This is a genomic window from Microbacterium sp. Kw_RZR3 (assembly GCF_029222405.1).
Taxonomy (GTDB): domain Bacteria; phylum Actinomycetota; class Actinomycetes; order Actinomycetales; family Microbacteriaceae; genus Microbacterium.
In genome coordinates this window covers 1-20,297 of the sequence record NZ_JARHXC010000011.1, presented here as the reverse complement: position 1 = coordinate 20,297, position 20,297 = coordinate 1, and the positions used below count along the sequence as shown (strand labels likewise).

The 20,297-nt window shown below is 70.1% G+C and carries 17 protein-coding genes and 1 riboswitch; of the genes, 9 read left to right on the top strand and 8 right to left on the bottom strand.

All coding sequences use genetic code 11. From position 1 onward, the window contains the following. The 3 genes from P2P98_RS00355 to P2P98_RS00345 form a co-directional block, all read right to left on the bottom strand. Window positions 1-1,241, bottom strand: a 1,241-nt coding sequence (locus P2P98_RS00355; protein WP_275796095.1) for an HNH endonuclease signature motif containing protein, incomplete at its 3' end; no start/stop codon positions are given. Window positions 1,242-2,092: 851 nt separating this feature from the next. Further along, window positions 2,093-2,458: a GntR family transcriptional regulator gene (locus tag P2P98_RS00350; RefSeq protein ID WP_275796093.1), complete on the bottom strand. Its 366-nt coding sequence runs from the start codon at window positions 2,456-2,458 to the stop codon at window positions 2,093-2,095. Next, the gene (locus P2P98_RS00345; protein WP_275796091.1) at window positions 2,455-4,134 is read right to left on the bottom strand and encodes a D-alanyl-D-alanine carboxypeptidase; all 1,680 of its coding nucleotides are present in this window, start codon (window positions 4,132-4,134) and stop codon (window positions 2,455-2,457) included. The genes P2P98_RS00350 and P2P98_RS00345 overlap by 4 nt, the downstream gene beginning before the upstream one ends. A 36-nt stretch (window positions 4,135-4,170) precedes the next feature. After that, window positions 4,171-4,281, top strand: a riboswitch (TPP riboswitch). On the opposite strand from P2P98_RS00345, the gene P2P98_RS00340 reads away from it, so the two are divergent. From P2P98_RS00340 to P2P98_RS00330, 3 genes are all read left to right on the top strand, one after another. Then, window positions 4,274-4,906 carry an ECF transporter S component gene (locus P2P98_RS00340; RefSeq protein ID WP_275796089.1) on the top strand — a complete coding sequence of 211 codons (633 nt, stop codon included), beginning with the start codon at window positions 4,274-4,276 and terminating at the stop codon, window positions 4,904-4,906. (Overlaps the previous riboswitch by 8 nt.) Further along, window positions 4,906-6,354 (top strand): ABC transporter ATP-binding protein, encoded by a 1,449-nt coding sequence (locus P2P98_RS00335; protein ID WP_275796087.1) that lies wholly within the window; start codon window positions 4,906-4,908, stop codon window positions 6,352-6,354. The genes P2P98_RS00340 and P2P98_RS00335 overlap by 1 nt, the downstream gene beginning before the upstream one ends. Continuing rightward, window positions 6,351-7,133 carry an energy-coupling factor transporter transmembrane component T gene (locus P2P98_RS00330; RefSeq protein ID WP_275796085.1) on the top strand — a complete coding sequence of 261 codons (783 nt, stop codon included), beginning with the start codon at window positions 6,351-6,353 and terminating at the stop codon, window positions 7,131-7,133. The genes P2P98_RS00335 and P2P98_RS00330 overlap by 4 nt, the downstream gene beginning before the upstream one ends. 192 nt (window positions 7,134-7,325) lie before the next feature. Here P2P98_RS00330 and P2P98_RS00325 read toward each other — a convergent pair whose 3' ends face one another. Beyond that, window positions 7,326-8,060: an aminoglycoside 3'-phosphotransferase gene (locus P2P98_RS00325; protein WP_275796083.1), complete on the bottom strand. Its 735-nt coding sequence runs from the start codon at window positions 8,058-8,060 to the stop codon at window positions 7,326-7,328. A 269-nt stretch (window positions 8,061-8,329) separates the two neighbouring features. Between P2P98_RS00325 and P2P98_RS00320 the strand changes: the two genes are divergently transcribed. From P2P98_RS00320 to P2P98_RS00305, 4 genes are read left to right on the top strand one after another with little or no spacing between them, the layout of a single operon-like run. Further along, on the top strand, window positions 8,330-9,271 hold the full coding sequence (locus tag P2P98_RS00320; RefSeq protein WP_275796080.1) for a hypothetical protein: 942 nt from the start codon (window positions 8,330-8,332) through the stop codon (window positions 9,269-9,271). Window positions 9,272-9,316: 45 nt separating this feature from the next. After that, window positions 9,317-10,078, top strand: coding sequence for an SDR family NAD(P)-dependent oxidoreductase (locus P2P98_RS00315; protein WP_275796078.1), 762 nt, complete (start codon window positions 9,317-9,319; stop codon window positions 10,076-10,078). Continuing rightward, a complete protein-coding gene (locus P2P98_RS00310) occupies window positions 10,075-10,854 on the top strand; it encodes an enoyl-CoA hydratase/isomerase family protein (protein ID WP_275796076.1) in 780 nt (259 codons plus the stop codon). Before P2P98_RS00315 ends, P2P98_RS00310 begins: the two co-directional genes overlap by 4 nt. Then, a complete protein-coding gene (locus P2P98_RS00305) occupies window positions 10,851-11,681 on the top strand; it encodes an NAD(P)-dependent oxidoreductase (RefSeq protein WP_275796074.1) in 831 nt (276 codons plus the stop codon). Before P2P98_RS00310 ends, P2P98_RS00305 begins: the two co-directional genes overlap by 4 nt. A 367-nt stretch (window positions 11,682-12,048) precedes the next feature. Here the strand turns inward: P2P98_RS00305 and P2P98_RS00300 are convergent, their stop codons facing one another. Beyond that, on the bottom strand, window positions 12,049-12,891 hold the full coding sequence (locus P2P98_RS00300) for a Cof-type HAD-IIB family hydrolase (protein WP_275796072.1): 843 nt from the start codon (window positions 12,889-12,891) through the stop codon (window positions 12,049-12,051). 449 nt (window positions 12,892-13,340) lie between these two features. Between P2P98_RS00300 and P2P98_RS00295 the strand changes: the two genes are divergently transcribed. Then, entirely contained in the window at window positions 13,341-15,194 is a 1,854-nt protein-coding gene (locus P2P98_RS00295; RefSeq protein WP_275796070.1) for a beta-glucoside-specific PTS transporter subunit IIABC, read from the top strand. Window positions 15,195-15,222: 28 nt separating this feature from the next. Then, the gene (locus P2P98_RS00290) at window positions 15,223-16,635 is read left to right on the top strand and encodes a glycoside hydrolase family 1 protein (protein ID WP_275796068.1); all 1,413 of its coding nucleotides are present in this window, start codon (window positions 15,223-15,225) and stop codon (window positions 16,633-16,635) included. Between the two features lie 55 nt (window positions 16,636-16,690). Here the strand turns inward: P2P98_RS00290 and P2P98_RS00285 are convergent, their stop codons facing one another. The 3 genes from P2P98_RS00285 to P2P98_RS00275 form a co-directional block, all read right to left on the bottom strand. Beyond that, complete coding sequence (locus P2P98_RS00285) at window positions 16,691-17,557, bottom strand: NAD(P)-dependent oxidoreductase (RefSeq protein ID WP_275796066.1); 867 nt, start codon at window positions 17,555-17,557, stop codon at window positions 16,691-16,693. 24 nt (window positions 17,558-17,581) lie between these two features. Next, the gene (locus P2P98_RS00280) at window positions 17,582-18,637 is read right to left on the bottom strand and encodes a LacI family DNA-binding transcriptional regulator (RefSeq protein ID WP_275796064.1); all 1,056 of its coding nucleotides are present in this window, start codon (window positions 18,635-18,637) and stop codon (window positions 17,582-17,584) included. A 148-nt stretch (window positions 18,638-18,785) separates the two neighbouring features. Further along, window positions 18,786-20,042: a Xaa-Pro peptidase family protein gene (locus tag P2P98_RS00275; protein WP_275796062.1), complete on the bottom strand. Its 1,257-nt coding sequence runs from the start codon at window positions 20,040-20,042 to the stop codon at window positions 18,786-18,788. Between the last annotated feature and the right edge of the window lie 255 nt (window positions 20,043-20,297).

The window sequence follows — 20,297 nt, the reverse complement described above, 5'->3', positions numbered from 1 at the left end:
GTGCGGCCGGTGGGGCTGGTCCATTCGAGGATTCCGTCGGGGAGTTGTCTGACGCTCCAGCGGGTGAATTGCTTTTGCGTGTGGTGTCGTTGGCAGAGGTGGCTGAGGTTGCGGACGTCGGTGGTGCCGCCGAGGGCGTAGTCGAGGGTGTGGTCGATTTCGGAGCGGATGGCGGGGACGGTGCATCCGGGCCAGCGGCAGTGGCGGTCGCGGGCGCGGAGGTGCCGATCGATCGCGGTGGTGCGCTGGTAGGTGTCGGTGTGGAGCACCGCGCCGGTGATCGGGTGCGTGATGACGCGGTCCCAGGGGACGGTGGTCGACTCGGCGAGGGTGCGGGCGGTGTCGGCGTCGATGGGGCCGTGTCCGATGAGTTCTGCGGGTTCGGTGTTCTCGTGCTGCGGGTCGAGCATGGTCAGCGCGGGCACGACGACCTGGACACGGCCGCGGATCGCGCCGAGGGTGCCGGGGCCGTCATCGACGCGGGTGGGGTCGGCGTCGGGGGCGGCGGTGAGAAGGAGGTCGGCGAGGATGTCGGCGCGTACCTGCGCGGTGGTGCGCTCATCCGTGGCCGACACCGGGGTGTCACCGCGCGCGTCGATGAGGGTGCGGGCTTGTTGGGTGAGGCGGTCGTAGATGCCGACGGCGAGGATCGTGGGGAGGGTCGCGATCAGGTCGGACATCCCGTCCTGCCCCGTGACGACCCTTACGCAGCGGGTGTCGCGGCCCCGCTGGTGGCGTTCGGTGATCGTCGTCGGCTGCAGGCTCTCGGCGAGCGCTGCCAGGCGGGTGCGCAACCGCCCCGGGCTGAGCCCGTCGGCGGTGGCGACTGCCAGGGTGTCGAACTCGGCGCGGACCTCGGTGGGCAGGGGCGTTCCAACTTCGAGGATCGTCTGCACATGAGCGCGGGTGATCGTGCCCCGCTCCCACGCCGAGAGGGTGATGGGGTAGTCGTCGACCAGGGTCATGGCGCGGCTGATCTGCATCTGCAGGGACCGGTCGGAGACGTTCTCGGCCGCCGCGATCTCGGACGCAACCTCACGCAATGCCATCTCCGCGGCCCGCGAGGACGAGGGCCTTTCGGCCATCACATCCCGCGCGAGATGCCCCGCCTCCGCTAGGGCGCGGGTGCGCGCCACCTCCGCGGCGGCGACCGCGGCGCCCGTGCGGAGCACCTCGCCGAGCACCGCGGACAGGGCCCGCGGGCCACTGTCCGGTGGTGTCGACGAGGTACCCGTATGCATGTGTGCATGCTAGCGAGGGGGTCCGACATTGACGGGGGCTCGGGAGCCCCGGTGGGGATGGATCCGGATATTGCTCCGATGTGCAGAAGGCATCCCCGGGCGACGGTGTGCGCTTCACGGGATGGCGGGCGAGGGTCGCCTGTATGGCGTTGAGGGGACGGGGCCGTCGGCGCGGGCCCTCCACGCCGCGGCGCCTGGCGGTGATCGTCCGCGTTCCGGCTCGCTCGGCGTCGGGGGCCGCGTTCGGCGCTGCCGTCCGCGGCATCCATAAACGCTGTTCGCGCGCAGAAACGCGGGGAGGGCGCGTTTATGTGAGCCAATGGCGTTTATGGGTCGCGGGTCTCGGCTCGGGTGGTCGCTCGTCTGCGCACCCGGGCGTTCACGGCGCCTGCCCGGAGCTGTCGGCGTGGTTCGACGGAGCGTGGGTGGCCCGTGTGGGTTGTCCGTGCGTGGCGTGTTCGCCGCGGCATCCATAAACGCTGTTCGCGCGCAGAAACGCGGTGAGAGCGCGTTTATGTGAGTGAACGGCGTTTATGGGTCGCGGGTCCCGGCTCGGGCGGCTGCTCGTCTGCCGACCCGGCGTCCGCAGGGCGGCCTGCCGGGGCCGTCGATGTTCGACGTGGCAGAGGCAGCCCGCGCGCGGCCCGCACGTGGCGTATCGATCGCGGCATCCATAAACGCGATCGGCGCGCAGAAACGCGTGGAGAGCGCGTTTATGTGAGTCGACAGCGTTTATCGCCCGAGCTCGGCGCCCCGCGCCGACGCCGCAAGCACCGCCACCGCAAGCGCCGCCACCGCAAGCGCCGCCACCGCAAGCACCGCCACCGCAAACGCCGAAGCGCCCCCGGCGGCTAACCGTCCGCCAGCGCCGCCCGCACCAGCTCCACCGCATCGGCGGGCGCGACGCCCAGCCGGCGGACGGTGTCGGCGTACGCGCGCGCGGCCTGCGCGGCGCGCGCGGACGCGGAATCCGTGCCGCGCACGATCGTGCCGGCGCGACCGCGCGTCTCGACGTAGCCCGCTTCCTCGAGCTCCTTGTACGCGCGGGCGACGGTGTTCGCCGCGAGGCCCAGGTCGCTCGCGAGCGTCCGCACCGGGGGCAGGCGTGTGCCCGCGACCGTCGACCCGTTCTCGATGCCGGCGATGATCTGCGCCCGCACCTGCTCGTAGGGCGGCGTCGGGGAGGTGGCATCCAGGCGGATCTCCACGCCGGTCACCCGTTCAGACCGAACAGATCGAGGGGGTGCGTGAGGCGCCAGAGCGGGTCGGGCGGATCGATCGTGTCGGTCAGCTGAGCGTCGACGGTGTCGGTGTTGAGCGGGCCCGTCACGGTGAGCGTGCCGACGTCGTCGCCCGCCGCGCGGGAGTCTCCGAGGTCGAAGCGCGTGGAGGTCCCGGCGACGGCGCTGTTCCACAGCACGACGGTGGCGTCGGAGGTCGTGACGACGTTCGACTCCTGACCCCACAGCGTCTTGACGCGGCCGATCACGGTGCCCGAGGTCACCGAGGGACGCGGCTGCAGCTCCTCGGCGATGCGGGCGTAGAGGTCACGGCTCGCCTGGTTGCGCTCGTCGGGTCCGGGCTGGCCGAGCACCGCCGCGTAGGCACGGACGGTCACCGTGCCGATCGTGAAGTCCTTCGCCGACAGGAGGTTCCACGCGTCGAGGGTTCCGGTCTTCACCCCGACCACGCCCGGGTCGGCGAGCAGCGGGTTGCCGTTCTTGAACGACCCGGCGCCGGGCAGGGTCAGCTCGGGCGTTCGCACGATCTCGGCGATCACGGGATTCGCGAGGGCCTTCTCGGCGAGCGCGATGAGCGCCGCGGGGGTCGCGGTGTTGCCGGCCTCGATCCCGGTCGGGTTCACGATCGTGATGCCCGTGATCCCGCGTTCGGCGAGATACGTGTTCGCCGCGGCGGCGAAGTCGGCGTTCGAGGGGAAGAGATCGGATGCCAGCCGCTGGGCGTAGTTGTTCGCCGAGGCGATCAGCATGCCCTGGAGCATCTGCAGCTCGGTCAGGCTGCCGTCGACGGGGACGTCGAGCGAGGACTCTCCGCGGGCGCGGTACTGCCAGTAGTCGGCGCTGTCCGCCTGCGTGAACGCGTACGACGGGCCCTGCTCACCCGGGCTCAGCGGCAACCGGTCGAGGACGACGAGTGCCGTCACGATCTTGGTGATGCTGGCGATCGACTCGGGCGCGCTCGCCGACGACGACAGCTCGCCGGGCACTCCCTCGAGAGCGATCGCAGCCTCGCCCTGCGCCGGCCACGCGGGGTCGGCGGGCGGCGCGGCCGTGGGCTGAAGGGCGATGGGCGTGACCGTGGGCTGCACCGCGTTCAGCGGCCACAGCAGCGTCGTGGCGGTGTAGGCGCCGATCAGCAGGATCAGGAGGATCGTCGGGACCACCGTCGCGGGACGCAGGATGCGACGACGACGTCGACCCGCGAGCAGATCGACGGGGCGTCCGGTGGCGCCGGAGACGACGAACGCGGGGGCCGGGCGGGGTGCGGCGGCGGCGTCGGGGTCGACCCACCCGAGTGCGCCGAGGGCCGCGGAGGTGGGATCCGGTTGCGGTGCGGGAGAGGGGACGGATGCCGAGGCCCCGGGCTCCGGCGGCGTCGCGGGCGCGGTGGGTGCGGGCTGCGGCGCGGCAGCCGACGCGGGCTGAGCCACGGGTACGGGGGCGGATGCCGGGGCCGCGGCATCCGGCTCGGGCGACGTCGCGCCGTCGGCGGGGGCGTCCGGGACCTCCGCCGCGGGTGCTGTACCGGAGGGAAGCGGGACGTCCGCAGCGGTCGTCGCGGGTGCCGGATTCGGAGAGGGCATGGCCTCGTCGGCCCGCAGATCAGCGGAATCTCGCGCGGCGCGCCGCGTGGCCGGGGTCTGCTCGTGCACCCGCCCACGCTACCCCGGGCGTCCCCCTATACTCGTCAGCACAACCACGGGAGTCCGGTGAGCCGGGCTGAGAGGAAGCGAATCCACGCTTCGACCGTCGAACCTGATCCGGATCATGCCGGCGCAGGGAGGAGAAGAAATGCACACGTCCACGTCTGCGCGCACGGCCCCCGCCGTGGCAACCGGGAACCGCTTCACCTGGCGGGTCGTCGACATCGTCGTCGCCGCCGTCCTCGGTGTCGCGGTCGGCCTCGTCTTCTGGGGGTGGAACACCGTCGGCGGTCTGTGGTTCACCGCGATGGACGCGTTGACTCCCGGCCTCGGCGGCATCGCGGTCGGCATCTGGCTCATCGGCGGCGTGATCGGCGGTCTGATCATCCGCAAGCCGGGCGCCGCGCTTCTCGTCGAGCTGATCGCCGCCGTCGTCTCGGCGCTCATCGGCAACGTCTGGGGTGTCACCACCATCTTCTCCGGCCTCGCCCAGGGGCTGGGCGCGGAGCTGATCTTCCTCGCCTTCCTCTACCTGCGCTTCACCCTGCCCGTTGCGATGCTCGCGGGTGCCGGCGCCGGTGTCGGCGCGTGGGTCCTGGAGCTGTTCCTGACGCCGAACCTTTCCAAGACGGTCGAGTTCAACCTCACCTACCTCGGCACGCTCGTCGTCTCGGGCGCTCTGCTGGCGGGCCTTGTCGGGTGGCTGCTCGTGCGGGCGCTCGCAGCGACCGGCGCGCTCAGCCGGTTCGCCGCCGGGCGGGAAGCACGCCGCGACGTCTGATGCCGGGCCCTGCGCGCGTCGACGTCGAGGGCTGGGGCTGGCGCTACGCCGGCAGAAAGCGCCCCGCCACGCGTGACGTCGACCTGACGATCGAACCCGGGGAGCGCGTCCTCCTGCTCGGTGCCTCGGGAGCAGGCAAGTCCACCCTCCTCGCGGGGCTCGCCGGGCTCCTCGGCGGTAGCGACGAGGGGGAGGCCACCGGCCGGATCCTCGTCGACGACCGCGCCCCCGAGGGGCAGCGCGGCCGGATCGGACTCGTCCTGCAGGATCCCGAGGCCGGGATCGTGCTGTCGAAAGTCGGCGACGACGTGGCGTTCGGCTGCGAGAACCTCGGTGTGCCCGCGGCCGACATCCCGGCGCGGGTGGCGGAGGCCGTGGCATCCGTGGGTCTGTCCGTGCCGCTCGATCGCCCGACCAAGGCGCTGTCGGGTGGGCAGAAGCAGCGTCTGGCGCTCGCGGGGGTTCTCGCGATGCGTCCGGGGCTGCTGCTGCTCGACGAGCCCACGGCGAACCTCGACCCCGAGGGCGTCGCCGAGGTGCGGGCCGCGGTCGAGCACGTCGCCCGCACCGACGGGACCACCGTCGTGCTGATCGAGCACCGCACCGCGGTCTGGGTCGACCTCATGACGCGCGTGGTCGTGCTCGCCCCCGGCGGAGGCGTCCTGGCCGACGGTCCACCCGATCGCGTGTTCGCCGAGCACGGCGACGCGCTCGCCGCCGCGGGCGTGTGGGTGCCCGGGCGTCCGGTCGAGCTTCCCGTGCTGCCTGCCCGTGAGATTCCGGATGCCGCGCTCTCGACGCAGGCGCTCTCGATCGGGCGCGAGCGGCGCGCGGTCGTCGCGGCGGGACTCGACCTCGCCGTTCCGCGCGGCGCCGGGACGGTCGTCACCGGACCCAACGGTGCGGGCAAGTCGACGCTCGCGCTGACCCTCGCCGGGCTCCTGCCGGAGCTCTCGGGGGAGGTCGTCGCCGCGGAATCCCTCGCGGCTCGCGGCATCCGTCGTCCCTCGCGCTGGCGCTCGACCGAGTTGCTCACCCGCATCGGCACGGTGTTCCAGGAGCCCGAGCATCAGTTCCTCGCCCCCACGCTCCGTGACGAGCTCGCGGTCGGACCGAAAGCCCTGCGGATGCCGACTGCCCAGGTCGACGCGATCGTCGACGAGCTTCTCGAGAGGTTGGATCTGGCATCCCTCGCCCTCGCGAACCCCTTCACGCTGTCGGGAGGGCAGAAGCGGCGCCTGTCGGTGGCGACCGTGCTCGCGGCCTCGCCCGAGGTGATCGTGCTCGACGAGCCGACGTTCGGGCAAGATCGGCGCGGATGGAGCGAGCTCGTCGCGCTGCTGCAGCGCGAGATCGCGCGAGGGCGCACCGTCGTCGCCGTGACCCACGACGCCGACGTGGTGCGGCACCTCGGCCAGCACCGCATCGCGCTGGGGGACGCGGCGTGACCGCGGTCGACGTCGCGCCGCGCACGGCGTGGCTCGACGGCGTGAATCCCGTGACGAAGGTCGCCATGGTGGTGGTGCTCGCAGTGCCCCTGCTGGTCTCCGTCGATGCGGTGAGCGCGGCCGTCGCGCTCGTGCTCGAGTTGCTGTGCGTGCCGTTCACGGGTCTGGCGTACCGCGTCGTGGCGAAGCGCCTCGTGCCGGTGCTGCTGTTCGCCCCGGTCGCGGCGGTCAGCATGCTGTTGTACGCGCGACCGGGGGGAACCGTCTACGGCACCTTCCTCTTCGCGACGATCAGCGACGACTCGCTCGCGCTGTCGTTCGCGGTGCTGCTGCGCGTCGTCGCGCTCGCGCTGCCGATGATCCTGCTGTTCGCGCGCACCGACCCGACCGAGCTCGCGGACGCCCTGGCGCAGGTCGCGAAGCTCCCGAGCCGGTTCGTGCTCGGCGTGCTCGCGGGTGCGCGCACGGTCGGGCTCTTCGTCGACGACTGGCGCACGATGACCCTCGCCCGGCGCGCCCGCGGGCTCGGCGATCGAGGGGCGCTGCGCCGGTTCTTCTCGATGGCGTTCGTGCTGCTGGTCTTCGCCGTGCGCCGCGGGACGACGCTCGCCACCGCGATGGAGGCCCGCGGCTTCGGCGCCGACATCGAGCGCACCTGGTCGCGTCCGTCGACGCTGTCGGGTCGGGATGCCGTCGCCCTCACCGGCTCCGTCGCCCTCGTCGCCGTGGCGCTGAGCGCCGCCGTGGTGTCGGGCGCGTTCCGCGTGGTGGGTACGTAGGCCTCGGCGGGGGCGCTGCGCCCGCAGGTGCTGCGGCCTCGCCGTTACGCGCGCACCGCGCCGTCACGCTGCGTTCGGAGCCTTGAGTGTCCAAGAAACCCGGACACTTTTGAAAATCGTCCGGGTGTTTTGGACACTCAACGGAGTTCGGGGTTGGGCTCGAGCCGGGGCGGGGCGCGGAGGGAAGGGGCGTTACGTCGCGTTCCACAGCGCTCGGTAGTACGCCAGGCGGGTGGCATCCGGAGTGACGCCGTAGGCCTCGAGGAGCGGCTCCTCCCAGCCGGGACCGTAATTCCACACCGTTGACATCGCCGCGACCGCGATATCGGCCCAGCGATCCGCGACGCCGAGGGCTCCGAGGTCGACGTGCGCGGTCCACTCGCCGTCGTCGGCGATGAGGGTGTTCGGCACGCACGCGTCGCCGTGGCAGACGACGAGCCGATCGATCGGCGGGGCGTCACGTAGGTCGTCGGGCACCCGGATGCCACGTCCCGCGGCGTTCGTGAGACGCTCGGGCACCGCCCACGAGAACGGGCACTCGGCCACCGGCAGCGCCTCGTGCAGGGCCCGCAGCCCTCCTCCCACCGCCCGTACCGCACGAGCGGGGTCGGCGATCCACCGCGGATCGACGGCGGAGAGCCCCGGCATCGCCTCCGTCACGAGCCACTCGTGCGCGGCATCCTGTCCCTGGTCCAACACGCGCGGCACGGGGGTGAATGAGCCCGCCCAGCGCAGACGTTCCGCCTCGGCGCGCATCGAGGTCTCGGCGTTGCGCGGCCCGACCTTCACGAACCGGATGCCGTCGGCCCCCGCCGCTCGGAACGTCACACCGCCGATGGCGTTGCGCCACACCGGCTCGAGCGCCGCGTCGCCGGCGAGATCCCGCACGCGCGCCGGGACGGGCTCGGACGCCGCGGGGATGCTCATCGCTCGATCCTCGCGCGCTCCCCTCGCGGGCGCGAGCCCGCGGCGGGCTGAGCGCGGGCCGAGTGTCCGGAACACCCGGACGTTTTTGGCGGGGATCCGGATGTTGTGGACGCTCAACGGGCCGCGCCGCTCGTGGTGGCGCGCGGCGGTGCGTCTGCGGCGGGCGCGCGAGCGGTCGAGCATGTGCGGCCCCCGGCCAACCGGGGCCCTGGTGGGCGGGCAGAATGAGGACCGGGGGGGTCATGGAACTGTCGCTTGGGATTTTGGCGGTGAGCGTCGCTGTCGCGGCCGCGGTGCTCTTGGCCGCTCTGCCGCGGATCGGTACTCCGGGGGCGATGACGCTGTTCCTGCGTTACGCCGCCGTGTCGGGCGTGGCCGCGGTGGGCTCGAGCGCGATGTACTTCATGTACGGCGCGGGCGGGGGCATCGTCGCTCTCGTGCTGGGTGATGTGGCGATGGTTCTTGCCCCCGCCCTGCTGCTCATCGCGCTGGAAGCCCTCGCGGGTCGGAGGGCGCGGCGCTGGGCGACCGCGAGCCTGGCCCTGGTTGCGGTGACGGCTGTCGTGACGGCTACGGTGTCGCTGCCGTGGTCTCTGGTGGTGAAGGTCCTTCTGCTGACGGTGCTGTGCACGGCGTGTGCCTTATCCGCCGCCCGTCTGCGCCTCGAGCCGCGCTGGCCGATGCGTCTGATCTTGACCGCGAACGCCGCCTACGCGACGTACTCGGCAACCCGCATCATCGTCGGGTTCATCGCCGGGGCGGACTCGCCGCTGTACGCGCTCTGGTTCTCGTTCGCTCCGGTGACCATCGCCGGAACCCTCGCGATCCTGGGGATCGGGGTCGCCGTCGTGCGGGTTCGCGTCGGGCCGCGCGCTCAGGCGGCACCGGTCGCCTGCCCGGCGGGGCGAGCGGTGGTCGTGGGCGACTGGGCCCTGGCATCCGCCGCGTACGGACCGGAACGCATGCGGGCGATGGTCGCCGAGCTGCAGAGCACGGCGCGGACGTTCGACGAGACCGCGCGAGATCTCCCTCGCGGGGTGGAGATCACGATGCCGGACGCGATCACGAGGCTCGGCGACAGTCTGCGCGACGTGTACGGCTGGAAGCCCGACGAAGTCGCGCTGCTCGTCGACGGGGCGACGACGGCCGCCATCCACACGCATCCGCAGCGCACGGGGCGGCGACGCGGGCGGGGCTCGGCGCGAACCTGAGTCCCGGGTAGGGTGATACTCAGTTTCTGCTTCGAAGGAGAACGCATGGACATCTCAGGAGCCTCCGCCCTCGTCACCGGCGGTGCCTCGGGCCTGGGCCTGGCCACCGCGCGCCGCCTCGCTGCCGCGGGCGCGCACGTCACCGTCGTCGACCTCCCGTCGTCGCCCGGCGCGGACATCGCCGCGGAACTCGGCGGTACGTTCGCCCCCGCCGACGTGACGGACGCCGAACAGGTCGCCGCTGCCGCGGCCCGCGCGTCCGAGGCGGGGCCGCTCCGCATCGTCGTCAACTGCGCCGGCATCGCCCCGCCCGCCAAGGTTCTCGACCGTGACGGCACCCCCTCTCCGCTCGGCGACTTCGAGCGCGTCATCCGGGTCAACCTCATCGGCACCTACAACGTCATCGCTCAGACGTCGGCCGTCATGGCCCGAACCGAGCCGACCGAGGGAGGCGACCGCGGCGTCATCGTCAACACCGCCAGCGTCGCGGCCTTCGACGGGCAGATCGGCCAGCCCGCGTATTCGGCGAGCAAGGGCGGCGTTCACGCGATGACCCTCCCCATCGCCCGCGAGCTCGCGCGTCACGGCATCCGGGTCGTCACGATCGCCCCCGGGATCATGGAGACCCCGATGCTCAAGGGTCTGCCGCAGGCGGCGCAGGACTCGCTCGGCCAACAGGTGCCGTACCCCTCGCGCCTCGGTGCGCCCGACGAGTATGCACGGCTCGTGCTCGCGATCGTCGACAACGGTTACCTGAACGGCGAGACGATCCGCCTCGACGGCGCGATTCGGATGGCACCGAAATGAGCGACGGCATCCTGCTCCACGTTGAGGGCGGTCTCGCGCGGGTGACGTTCGACCGGCCCGCCTCGCTCAACGCGATGGACTTCCCCATGGCCGCCCGCTGGCGCGCGGTCGCGCACGAGGTCACCTCCGATCCGTCGGTCGGAGCGGTGATCCTGGATGCCAACGGCCCCGCCTTCTGCGCGGGTGGCGACGTGGTGGCCATGGCGACCACGGGCTCCTCGGGCGCCGAGGTGACCGAGACGGCGCGGGCGATCCACGACGGCATCCGTACCTTCGTCGAAGCGCCGTTGCCGATGGTCGCGGCCGTGCAGGGCGCTGTCGCGGGCGGCGGGCTCGGACTCATGTTGACCGCTGACTACGTCGTGGCGAGCGAGAACGCGCGCTTCGTCAGCCGGTACGCGAACATCGGCCTGACGCCCGACCTCGGCGTCTCGACCCTGCTGCCCGCGGCGATCGGACAGCGGCGGGCTCTGCAGCTGCTGTTGCAGGACCGGATGCTCTCGGCCTCCGAGGCGCTGGAGTGGGGCTTGGTGGCCGAGGTCGTGGCAACCGAGGATCTGTCGGCGCGGGTCGAGGAGGTCGCGCGCTTCTGGCTCGATGGGGCGACCGCGGCGTTCGGGCAGGCGACGCGTCTCGTGCGCGTGGGCGCCGGCCGGACGTTCGCGGAGAATCTCGACGACGAGGCCGCGACGATCGGCGCCGCGTTCGACACCTCCGAGGCGAAGGTGCGGGTCGCCGCGTTCGCCGCTGCCTCCGCGAAAGGACCACGTTCGTGACGCTCGCAGGTAAGACCATCTTGATGTCGGGCGGCAGCCGTGGCATCGGCCTCGCGATCGCGCTGCGCGCCGCGAGCGACGGCGCGAACATCGCGCTGCTCGCCAAGACCGACACCCCCCACCCCAAGCTCGAGGGCACGGTGCACACCGCGGCCGAGGCGATCCGCGCGGCGGGCGGTCGGGCGCTGCCGATCGTCGGCGACGTGCGGGACGAGGCATCCATCACCGAAGCCGTGGTGCGGACGGTCGGGGAATTCGGCGGCATCGACATCGTCGTCAACAACGCCAGCGTGATCGACCTCTCGGGCTCGCTCGACCTCGCGACCAAGAAGTACGACCTCATGCAGGACGTGAACGTCCGCGGGACGTTCCTGCTCTCGCGCGCCGCCGTTCCGCAGCTGAAGGATGCCGAGAACCCGCACATCCTGTCACTGTCGCCGCCGCTGAACGTCACACCGAAATGGCTCGGGGCGCACACGGGGTACAGCCTCGCGAAGTTCGGGATGACGATGGCGACGCTGGGTCTCGCCTCGGAGTTCCAGAGCGACGGGATCGCGGCGAACACCCTGTGGCCGCGCACGACCATCGCGACGGCGGCGGTGCAGAACGTCATCGGCGGCGACCGGCTGATGGCCGTGTCGCGCACGCCCGAGATCTACGCCGACGCCGCGTACGAGGTGCTCACCTCGCCGTCGCGCGAGCTGACCGGGCAGACGCTGATCGTCGAGGACGTGCTTCTCGCCGCCGGCGTGACCGACTTCTCGGGCTACGCCGCCGTGCCGGGGACGCCGGATGAGGCGATGTACCCGGACATCTTCCTGGACTGACGCGGGGTATCGGTCCCTTCGACAGGCTCAGGGACCTGGGTTTCCGTGGAGGTGGCTGAACTCGTCGAAGCGTCGGTCCCTTCGACGGGGACCTGGCGCGCGAGCGCAAGGTGCTGTGGTTCACCTGCATGAGGCGTGGGGCAGGAGTTACCCGCGCGGGGGGAATCGATGCGCTGAGGCGGCTGGATCATGCAAATGGGCCGCGCCCCGGGCGCGACGGGGCGTGAGGCCGTGCCCCGCGCGCGACCGGGCCGGGCAAGGGCACTGGTCCACCTGCATGACCGGTGTGACAGATGTGGTCTGACGGGGCCTTCGAGTCGCTGCGGGAGTCATCGCTCCTGCAGATGAACCACGAAGCCCCCGCAGGTCAGATCAGCCCGAGCTCCGCGAAAGCGTTGTGCACACCGTCATCCAGCACCGACGTCGTGACCCGACCGGCGAGCTTCTGCAGCTCGGGCACCGCGTTGCCCATGGCGACGGGCGTCCCGACGACCTCGAACATCTCGACGTCGTTCCAGCTGTCGCCGATGCCGATGGCATCCGTCGCGGGCAAGCCCAGCTGCGCGAGCACCGAGGTGATCGCGGAGCCCTTGGTCACGCCCGCCTGGCCGATCTCGCCGTTCGAGCCGCCCGGCAGCGGGATCGAGCCGGGAATGACGTGGAAGGCGGCGCCGAGTTCGGCGGCCGCGTGAGCGACCGTGTCGATCGAGGGGCTCACGAACACGGCCTTGGCGACCGCGTCGCGATCGACCTCCGCGACGGGGCGCGGCTCCTTCCACAGCGGCTCCTCCGCGGTCAGGCCCTGCTCCGCGAGCTGAGCGGCGCGCTCCGCGTGACGCTCGCGGCGGTACGCCGTCATGACGGCGCCCATCCCCTCGCTCGCGAAGACACCGCCGTGCGTCTGCAGGAAGTAGTGGATGCCGTGGGCCTCGAAGTACCGCTCGAGCAGCTCGACATCGGCGCGGGGCATCGGCTGCTCGACGAGCATCTCCTCCCCGCGCGTCGCGTACGCGCCGCCGTTGGTGATCGCGCCGTCGAAACCGATCGCGAGGACATCGGGGTGGACGTCGCCGGCGGAGCGGCCCGTGCTCAGCCACACCTGGTGGCCGTTCGCGCGGGCCTGGCGGATCGCGGTCACGGTCGAGGGGGCGATGAGCGAGCCGTGCTCGAGGATCGTGCCGTCGACGTCGAGGAAAGCGATGCGGGTCATATGCACTCCAAGGAATGGACGCCGCGGCGTGAAGCGACGGCATCGTTTTCGGTCGTGGGGAAGGGGCGGGGAGGCGCCGTTTCGGGCTCGAACGGGGCGTGTCGCAGATGGTGGCCGGTCGCCGTCTCGCTCGTGCGAGCGTCCGACTGATCATCGTCGCGGTCGTCCCGCTTCACCGTATCTCCTGCTTGGAGCGGAGGTGGCGAGTACGCGAAGAGGAGTTGACGACAGGGCGTTGGCGCGTGCTATGTTCCCTGTCGTACCGGTGTGACAGCCGATGCATGAATCTTGGATTGTTACTGCGTCAGCAGGCAAAACCTGGACCCCGTCACTTTCGTGACGCAGGGGTTCAGGTTTTTTTGTTGCCCGGAAACGGTCCGATCCCTGGCCGAGAACCCGCACGGAAGCGGGACGGAGAACCGCATCGACGCGGTGGAAAGCAGAGAACCATGGACTACTCGAAGACAGCCGCCGGTGTGCTGCGCGGCGTCGGCGGTGAGGCGAACGTGCGCTCGCTCGTGCACTGCGCGACCCGGCTGCGGTTCGTGTTGAATGACGAGTCGAAGGCCGACACCGCCGCGATCGCGGCCCTGCCGGGTGTGGTGACCGTCGCCCAGGCGGGGGGCCAGTACCAGGTCGTGATCGGTACCGATGTGCCCGACGTGTACGCCGAGATCGGGAAGATCTCGAACCTGACGACGGCTTCGACGAAGGTCGTCACCACGAGCGGACCGCGCAAGAGCCTCTTCAACCGCTTCGTCTCGATGATCGCGGCCCTGTTCACCCCGCTGCTATGGGCGCTCGCGGGCACCGGACTGTTGAAGGCGTTCCTCGCCGCCGCCGTCACGTTCGGATGGATCGACCCGCAGACCACGACCTATGTCGTGTTGAACGCGTTGGCCGACGCCTTCATCCACTTCCTGCCGCTCGCTCTCGCCTTCACCGCGGCCCGGTACTTCAAGGCGAACGAGTTCACCTCCTTCGCGATCGCGGCCGCGCTGGTGTACCCGTCGCTGTCGACGCTCACCGGTGCCGCCGACGTCACGTTCTTCGGCATCCCCTTCACGATGGTCAGCTACGTCACCAGCGTGATTCCGATCATCGTGATCGTGTGGTTGCAGAGCTATGCGGAGCGCTTCCTGTACGCCGCGCTCCCCGCCGTGCTGCGCCGGTTCGTCACGCCGATGCTCGTGGTGCTCGTCGCCGTCCCGCTGGTCTTCGTGGTCATCGGGCCCCTGTCCGCGGTCGTCAGCGGCTGGCTGGGCGGCGGCATCGCGTGGATCTTCCAGGCGGCCCCGTGGGCCGGAGGCGCGATCATGGGCGGTCTGTGGCAGATCTTCGTGATGTTCGGTCTGCACTGGGGTCTGGCGCCGCTCGCCGCGCTGGAACTGCAGGAAGCCGGACGCTCGCTCATCATCGCCCCGCTGTTCGCCTCCGTCCTCGCCCAGGGTGCCGCCGCATTCGCCGTGTTCCTGCGCACACGCAACCGCACGCTGAAGTCCCTCGCCGCCCCCGCGACACTGTCGGCCGTGCTCGCCGGCATCACCGAGCCCGCCGTCTACGGCGTGAACCTTCCGCTGAAGCGCCCGTTCGCCTTCGGCATCGTCGGCGGTGCGGTCGGTGGGGCGATGATCTCGCTGGGGGACGGCTTCACGACCGCTTTCGTCACCCCCTCCGCCCTGTCTCTCCCGGCGCTGATTGGCAACGGCGATGGCGTCGCGCTCGTCATCGGCCTGCTCGCATCCCTCGTCGTGCCGTTCGTGCTGACGCTCGTCTTCGGGTTCGCGGAGCCGGCCGAGCCGGAAACGACACCGGTCGACACCACCGACGTCGTCCTCTCCAGCCCCCTGGACGGCACCGTGATTCCCCTGAGCGAGACTCCGGATGCCGCCTTCGCGGACGGCTCGTTCGGTCCCGGTGTCGCGATCGTCCCCACCAGCGGAGCCCTGTACGCGCCGATGGATGCCACGGTGATCGCCGCCTTCCCCACCGGTCACGCGATCGGTCTGCGTCACGCCGACGGTGCGGAGGTGCTCATCCATGTCGGGATCGACACCGTCCGTCTCGGGGGGAAGCACTTCACGTTGCGCGTCGCCAGTGGGCAGAGCGTGTCGCGAGGAGACCTGCTGATCGAGTTCGACCTCGCCGCCATCGCCGCTGCCGGATACGACCTGACCACCCCCGTCATCGTCACCAACGGCGACCTCTATCCCGACATCGCCGATGTGGCATCCGGCCCGCTCTCGCACGGCGAAACGCTGATGCGCGCCGTCGCGGTCGAGCAGACGGTGAGTTCCCGATGACCCCCGACACGACGCAGAAGGAGAGAGCATGACCACCACGTCATTCCCCGAGGGATTCCTCTGGGGCGGTGCCGTCGCCGCCAACCAGATCGAGGGCGCCTACGACCAGGACGGCAAGGGACTGTCCGTGCAGGACGTGCTGCCCCAGGGGCTGCGTACGCCCCGCACCCCCGGGCCCACCCCCGACAACCTCAAGCTCGAGGCCATCGACTTCTACCACCGCTACGCGCAGGACATCGCCCTGTTCGCCGAGATGGGCTTCACGGTGTTCCGGTTCTCGATCGCGTGGAGCCGCATCTTCCCGAACGGCGACGAGGCCGAGCCGAACGAGGCCGGCCTGGCGTTCTACGATCGGGTTCTCGACGAGCTCGAGAAGTACGGAATCGAGCCGCTCGTCACGATCTCGCACTACGAGACGCCGCTGCACCTGGCCGACGAGTACGGCGGTTGGACCGACCGCCGCATGATCGGGTTCTACGAGCGGTACGCCCGCACGCTCTTCGAGCGGTACGGCCGTCGCGTGAAGTACTGGCTGACCTTCAACGAGGTCAACTCGGTGCTGCACGAGCCGTTCATGTCGGCGGGCATTCCCCCGCGCGACGACCTGACCGAGCGAGACCTGTACCAGGCCATGCACCACGAGCTCGTGGCATCCGCCCGGGCCACGCGGATCGCTCGCGAGGTCGCCCCCGGCGCTCAGGTGGGGTGCATGATCATCGCGATGCCGATCTATCCGCTCACCCCCTCGCCCGCCGACGCGCTCGCGGTGATGGAGCTGGACCACTCCAACCTCGCCTTCGGCGACGTGCACACCCGAGGGGCCTACCCCGGGTACTTCCTGCGCACGCTCCGCGAGAAGGGCATCGAGCTCGACATCACCGACGAAGACCGCGCAGACCTCCGCCACACGGTCGATTTCGTGTCGTTCAGCTACTACATGTCGGTCGCGCACACCGCCGATCCCGACAAGCTCGTGCGCGGCGAGGGCAACATCATCGGCGGCATCCCCAACCCGACGCTCCCGGCGAGCGAGTGGGGGTGGCAGATCGATCCCGTCGGACTGCGCCTGGTCATCGACCAGTTCTGGGAACGCTGGCAGAAGCCGCTCTTCGTCGTCGAGAACGGCCTCGGGGCCCGGGATGAGCTCGTCGAGATCGACGGCGTGAAGACGGTGCTCGACGACTACCGCATCGACTACCTCAACGACCACCTCGTGCAGGTGGGTGAGGCGATCGCCGACGGCGCGGAGGTGCTCGGCTACACCTCGTGGGGCTGCATCGACATCGTCAGCGCGACCACCGCGCAGATGAGCAAGCGTTACGGGTACATCTACGTCGACCGCAACGACGACGGCTCCGGTTCGCTGGAGCGCTACAAGAAGAAGTCGTTCGACTGGTACGCCGAGGTCATCCGCATCAACGGCGGCTCTTTGCGCGCCTGACGATGACGCGGGGGCTCGCCGCGCTGATATCGCGACGGGCCCCCGGCACCGGCGTTCATCCCTTTCGGCGCGTGATCTCCGCCATGGCTGACCAGTCGAGCTGCGACAGTTCGGGGTCGTCGACGGTCTCTTGGAAGAGTTCGCCGAGGAGGGGAGCCGTCGGGAGAGCCGCGCCGAGTTCTCGTGCGGCGGACTGCGCGAGGGTGAGGTCTTTCAAGCCGAGCGCGGCCGAGAAACCCACGGGAAGGTAACCCCGTTCGGCGATCATCTTGCCGTAGCCGGTGTACGCGCTGCCGGTGTATGCGGCGTCGGTGAGGATCTCGATGAACGTCTCGGCGTTCACGCCGCCGCGCTCCATGAGGTTCACGGACTCCGCCAGGGCTTGAAGGGTGTGGATCAGGTTGTAATTCACGCCGATCTTCACGAGATTCGCCTGCTCGGGATCTTCTCCGAGCCACCACGTGCGCTTTCCGAGCACGCCCAAGAACGCCTCGGCGCGCTCGACCGCCGAACGGGCACCCGCGGCGACGATGTTCAGTTGGCCGCTCGCCGCGAGGTGGGGACGTCCGAGGACGGGGGCGGCGACATACTCGACACCGGTTCTGCGGTGGCGCGTTGCCAGTTCGCGCGCGGCGTCCACGCTCACGGTGGACATGTTGACGTGCACCGATCCGCTCGCCGCAGCCAGCGCCTCGTCGGTGAACACCGACAGTGCAGCGTCGTCATTGGCCAGCATTGAGAACGCCACGCCCGCGCGAAGGGCCTCGGCAGGGGTGGCCGCCGCGCGGGCGCCGGCAGCGATGAGCTGCTCGACCGCTGTCGCAGACCTGTTCCACACGAACACCGTGTGGCCGGCGTCCAAGAGCCGGTGCGCCATGGCGGCGCCCATCGTGCCGAGGCCGAGAAATCCGACGGTTGCCATGAGAACTCCAGTGAATGTGCGAGATCAGGAGGGGGAGGGGGGCGGGCAGGTGGAGCGACGTTCGACGAATTCGGGCGCGAAGGTGAGGCGTGCTGTGGGGACCTCGACACCTTCGAGGAGATCGAAAGCGATCCGGGCGCTCTGTCGTCCGACCTCGAAGCCGGGCAGGCGCACAGTCGTCAACGGCGGATCGAGGTGGTCGATGAGCGGCGCGTCGTTGTACCCGACGATCGAGATGTCTTCGGGGCAGCGCAGGCCGAGGCTGCGGACGGCATCCAGTACTCCCACGGCCATCAGGTCGTTGTGGGCGAAGATCGCGGTCGGGCGCTCAGCCTCGGGGCGGCGGAGCACGTCCTGGGCCAGACGGCGTCCCTCGTCCACCGTGCTCTCCACGGCGTACTCCCCCGTCGAGACGTCGACTACCCGGGGGTGGGCGCTCACCGCGGCGTCGAATCCGCGCGCTCGCCGGACGAACGATGAGATGCTCACGGTGCCGGGTATCTGAGCGATGCGCCGGTGACCGAGGTCGATGAGGTGGCGGGTCGCGAGACGGGCACCCTCGAAATCGTCCGGGATCACCTCGAAGTGCCCTTGATCGGCACCGTCGATGGCCTCGAAGCCACGCACCGCGAGGACGACGGGCACCTGGCTCTCGAGCTCGGTGACGAAGTCCTCGTCGTCGACCTTGACAGCGCTGAGGATGATGCAATCGACCTGGTTGCCCAGCAGGCGGGCGACGACGCCGCGCAGAATCGCAGGGTCGTCGTGCGTCTCTGCGACCAGGGGCATGTAGGTGCCCGCCCGGGCCTCATGCTCGATGCCTCGGAGGAGGGAGACGATGAAGGGGTTCGCGAGGTCGGCGACCACGACGCCGATCGTGCCCGTGCGTCCTTTACGGAGGCTCTTGGCCACGGCGTTCGTGCGGTAACCGAGTGACCTCGCTGCGGTCCGGACACGGAGCCTGGTCGCCTCGCTCACGAGGTGCGATTGGTCGTCGCTCAAGGCTCGTGAGGCTGTTGCGACGTGCACACCCGCCCCACGGGCCACGTCTTTCAAGGTCGGAACGCGTGAGTCGGCCATGTGCGCACTGTAATACGCCTTCATCGTGCCCTCGCGTCGCTCGGGCACGCCGCGTCGGGCACGGACGCGCTGCTCCGCGGCTTTCGTCTTGCGGCGCGCGCGGATGAGCGTTTCGTGTCGGCTCGGCCGCGCGGCTGGGGGTCGTCCATCAATAGGGGTTCGCGACGATGAGTTCTTCGGCGGGGTACTTCGTCAGCACCACCGGGCCGTTGTCGGTGACGACGATCTCTTCTTCGATACGTGCGGCGGAGTAGCCGTCGCTGGCGGGACAGTACGTCTCGACGGCGAACACCATTCCGGCCTTGAGCTCTACGGGTTCGCGGTAGCTGTTCAAGCGCGAGATGATGGGCCGCTCGTGCAGGCCCAGTCCGAGTCCGTGGCAGAACTGCAGGCCGAACGCGGACAGCTCGTCGTCGAAGCCCAGAGACTCGGCGGTGGGGAACAACGAGGCGATCTCGTCGGAGCCGACGCCGGGCTTGATGGCCGAGATGGCGTTGTCCATCCACTCCCGAGCCCGCGAGTACGCTGCCCGCTGCGGTCCGGTCGCCCGTCCCACGCTGAACGTGCGGTAGTAGCACGTGCGGTAGCCGTTGAATGAATGGATGATGTCGAAGAACGCTTGGTCGCCGGGCCGGATGATGCGGTCCGTGAAGTTGTGCGGGTGCGGGTTGCACCGCTCGCCCGAGATGGCGTTGATCGCTTCGACCTGATCGGATCCGTACTCGTAGAGCTTCTTCGATGCCAATGCGACGATCTCGTTCTCGCGCACCCCGGGTTTGAGCGCCTCGACGATGTCGGTATAGACGCCGTCCACCATCGCCGCGGCCTGATTCAGGAGCATGATCTCGTCGGCGCTCTTGATCTCCCGAGCATCGAGCATGTGCTGCTGAGCATCGACGACGGTGAATCCCTGCCGCTGCATTTCGAACAGGAATGGCGGTTCGACGATGTCGATCCCGACCGGCGCGTTGTGCAGGCCGAGATCTCTCAGGATGCCTTTGATCTCGGTGACGGCGTCGACCATGAGGCCGGCTGTGGGTGCCACGGCGCCTCGGAAGCCGAGAAAACCGGGGTGGTTGTGATCGTGGTTGAGCCACGGAGAGTAGAGCTGGTGGTGCTTGACGGCGGACCCGAAGTCCCACAGATGCGGTTCGCCGCCGCGGGTCAGGAGGGCGTAGCGGATCATCTTGTCACCGAGGGCGCCGCCCACCCATGACGATGTCGTGTAGCGGATGTTGTAGAAGTCGAACAGCAGGAAGGCGCCGCATTCGCTCGCTTCCAGCGCGGCCTGCGCGCGCGACAGGCGGTAGTCGCGTAGGCGGGAGAAGTCGACCCGCATCTCGTAGTCGACGCCCATCTGCCCGGGGGTCAGGAGAGGTCGGGAGGTGTTCTGGGGTTCGGCCATGGGTGGCGGCCTCTCTGTTCGTACGGCGGTAGCTCTTCGACGCTACCGCAAATTCAATCGATTGCATTGCAGGCGCGAGCGGCGCCGTGCTCGCGACGAGCGCAGCTCCCACGCTCAACGCGAGAGCGGTTCACGCGGTGCGAGCACGGTTCGCCAGCGCGGGTCCCGAGCTCGCTTTACGGCCTCGGATCGGCGATGTGCGGCGGTTTCCGGAAACGACGTTCGCGCGGGACGGATGCTCGATCCGGTTCGGGT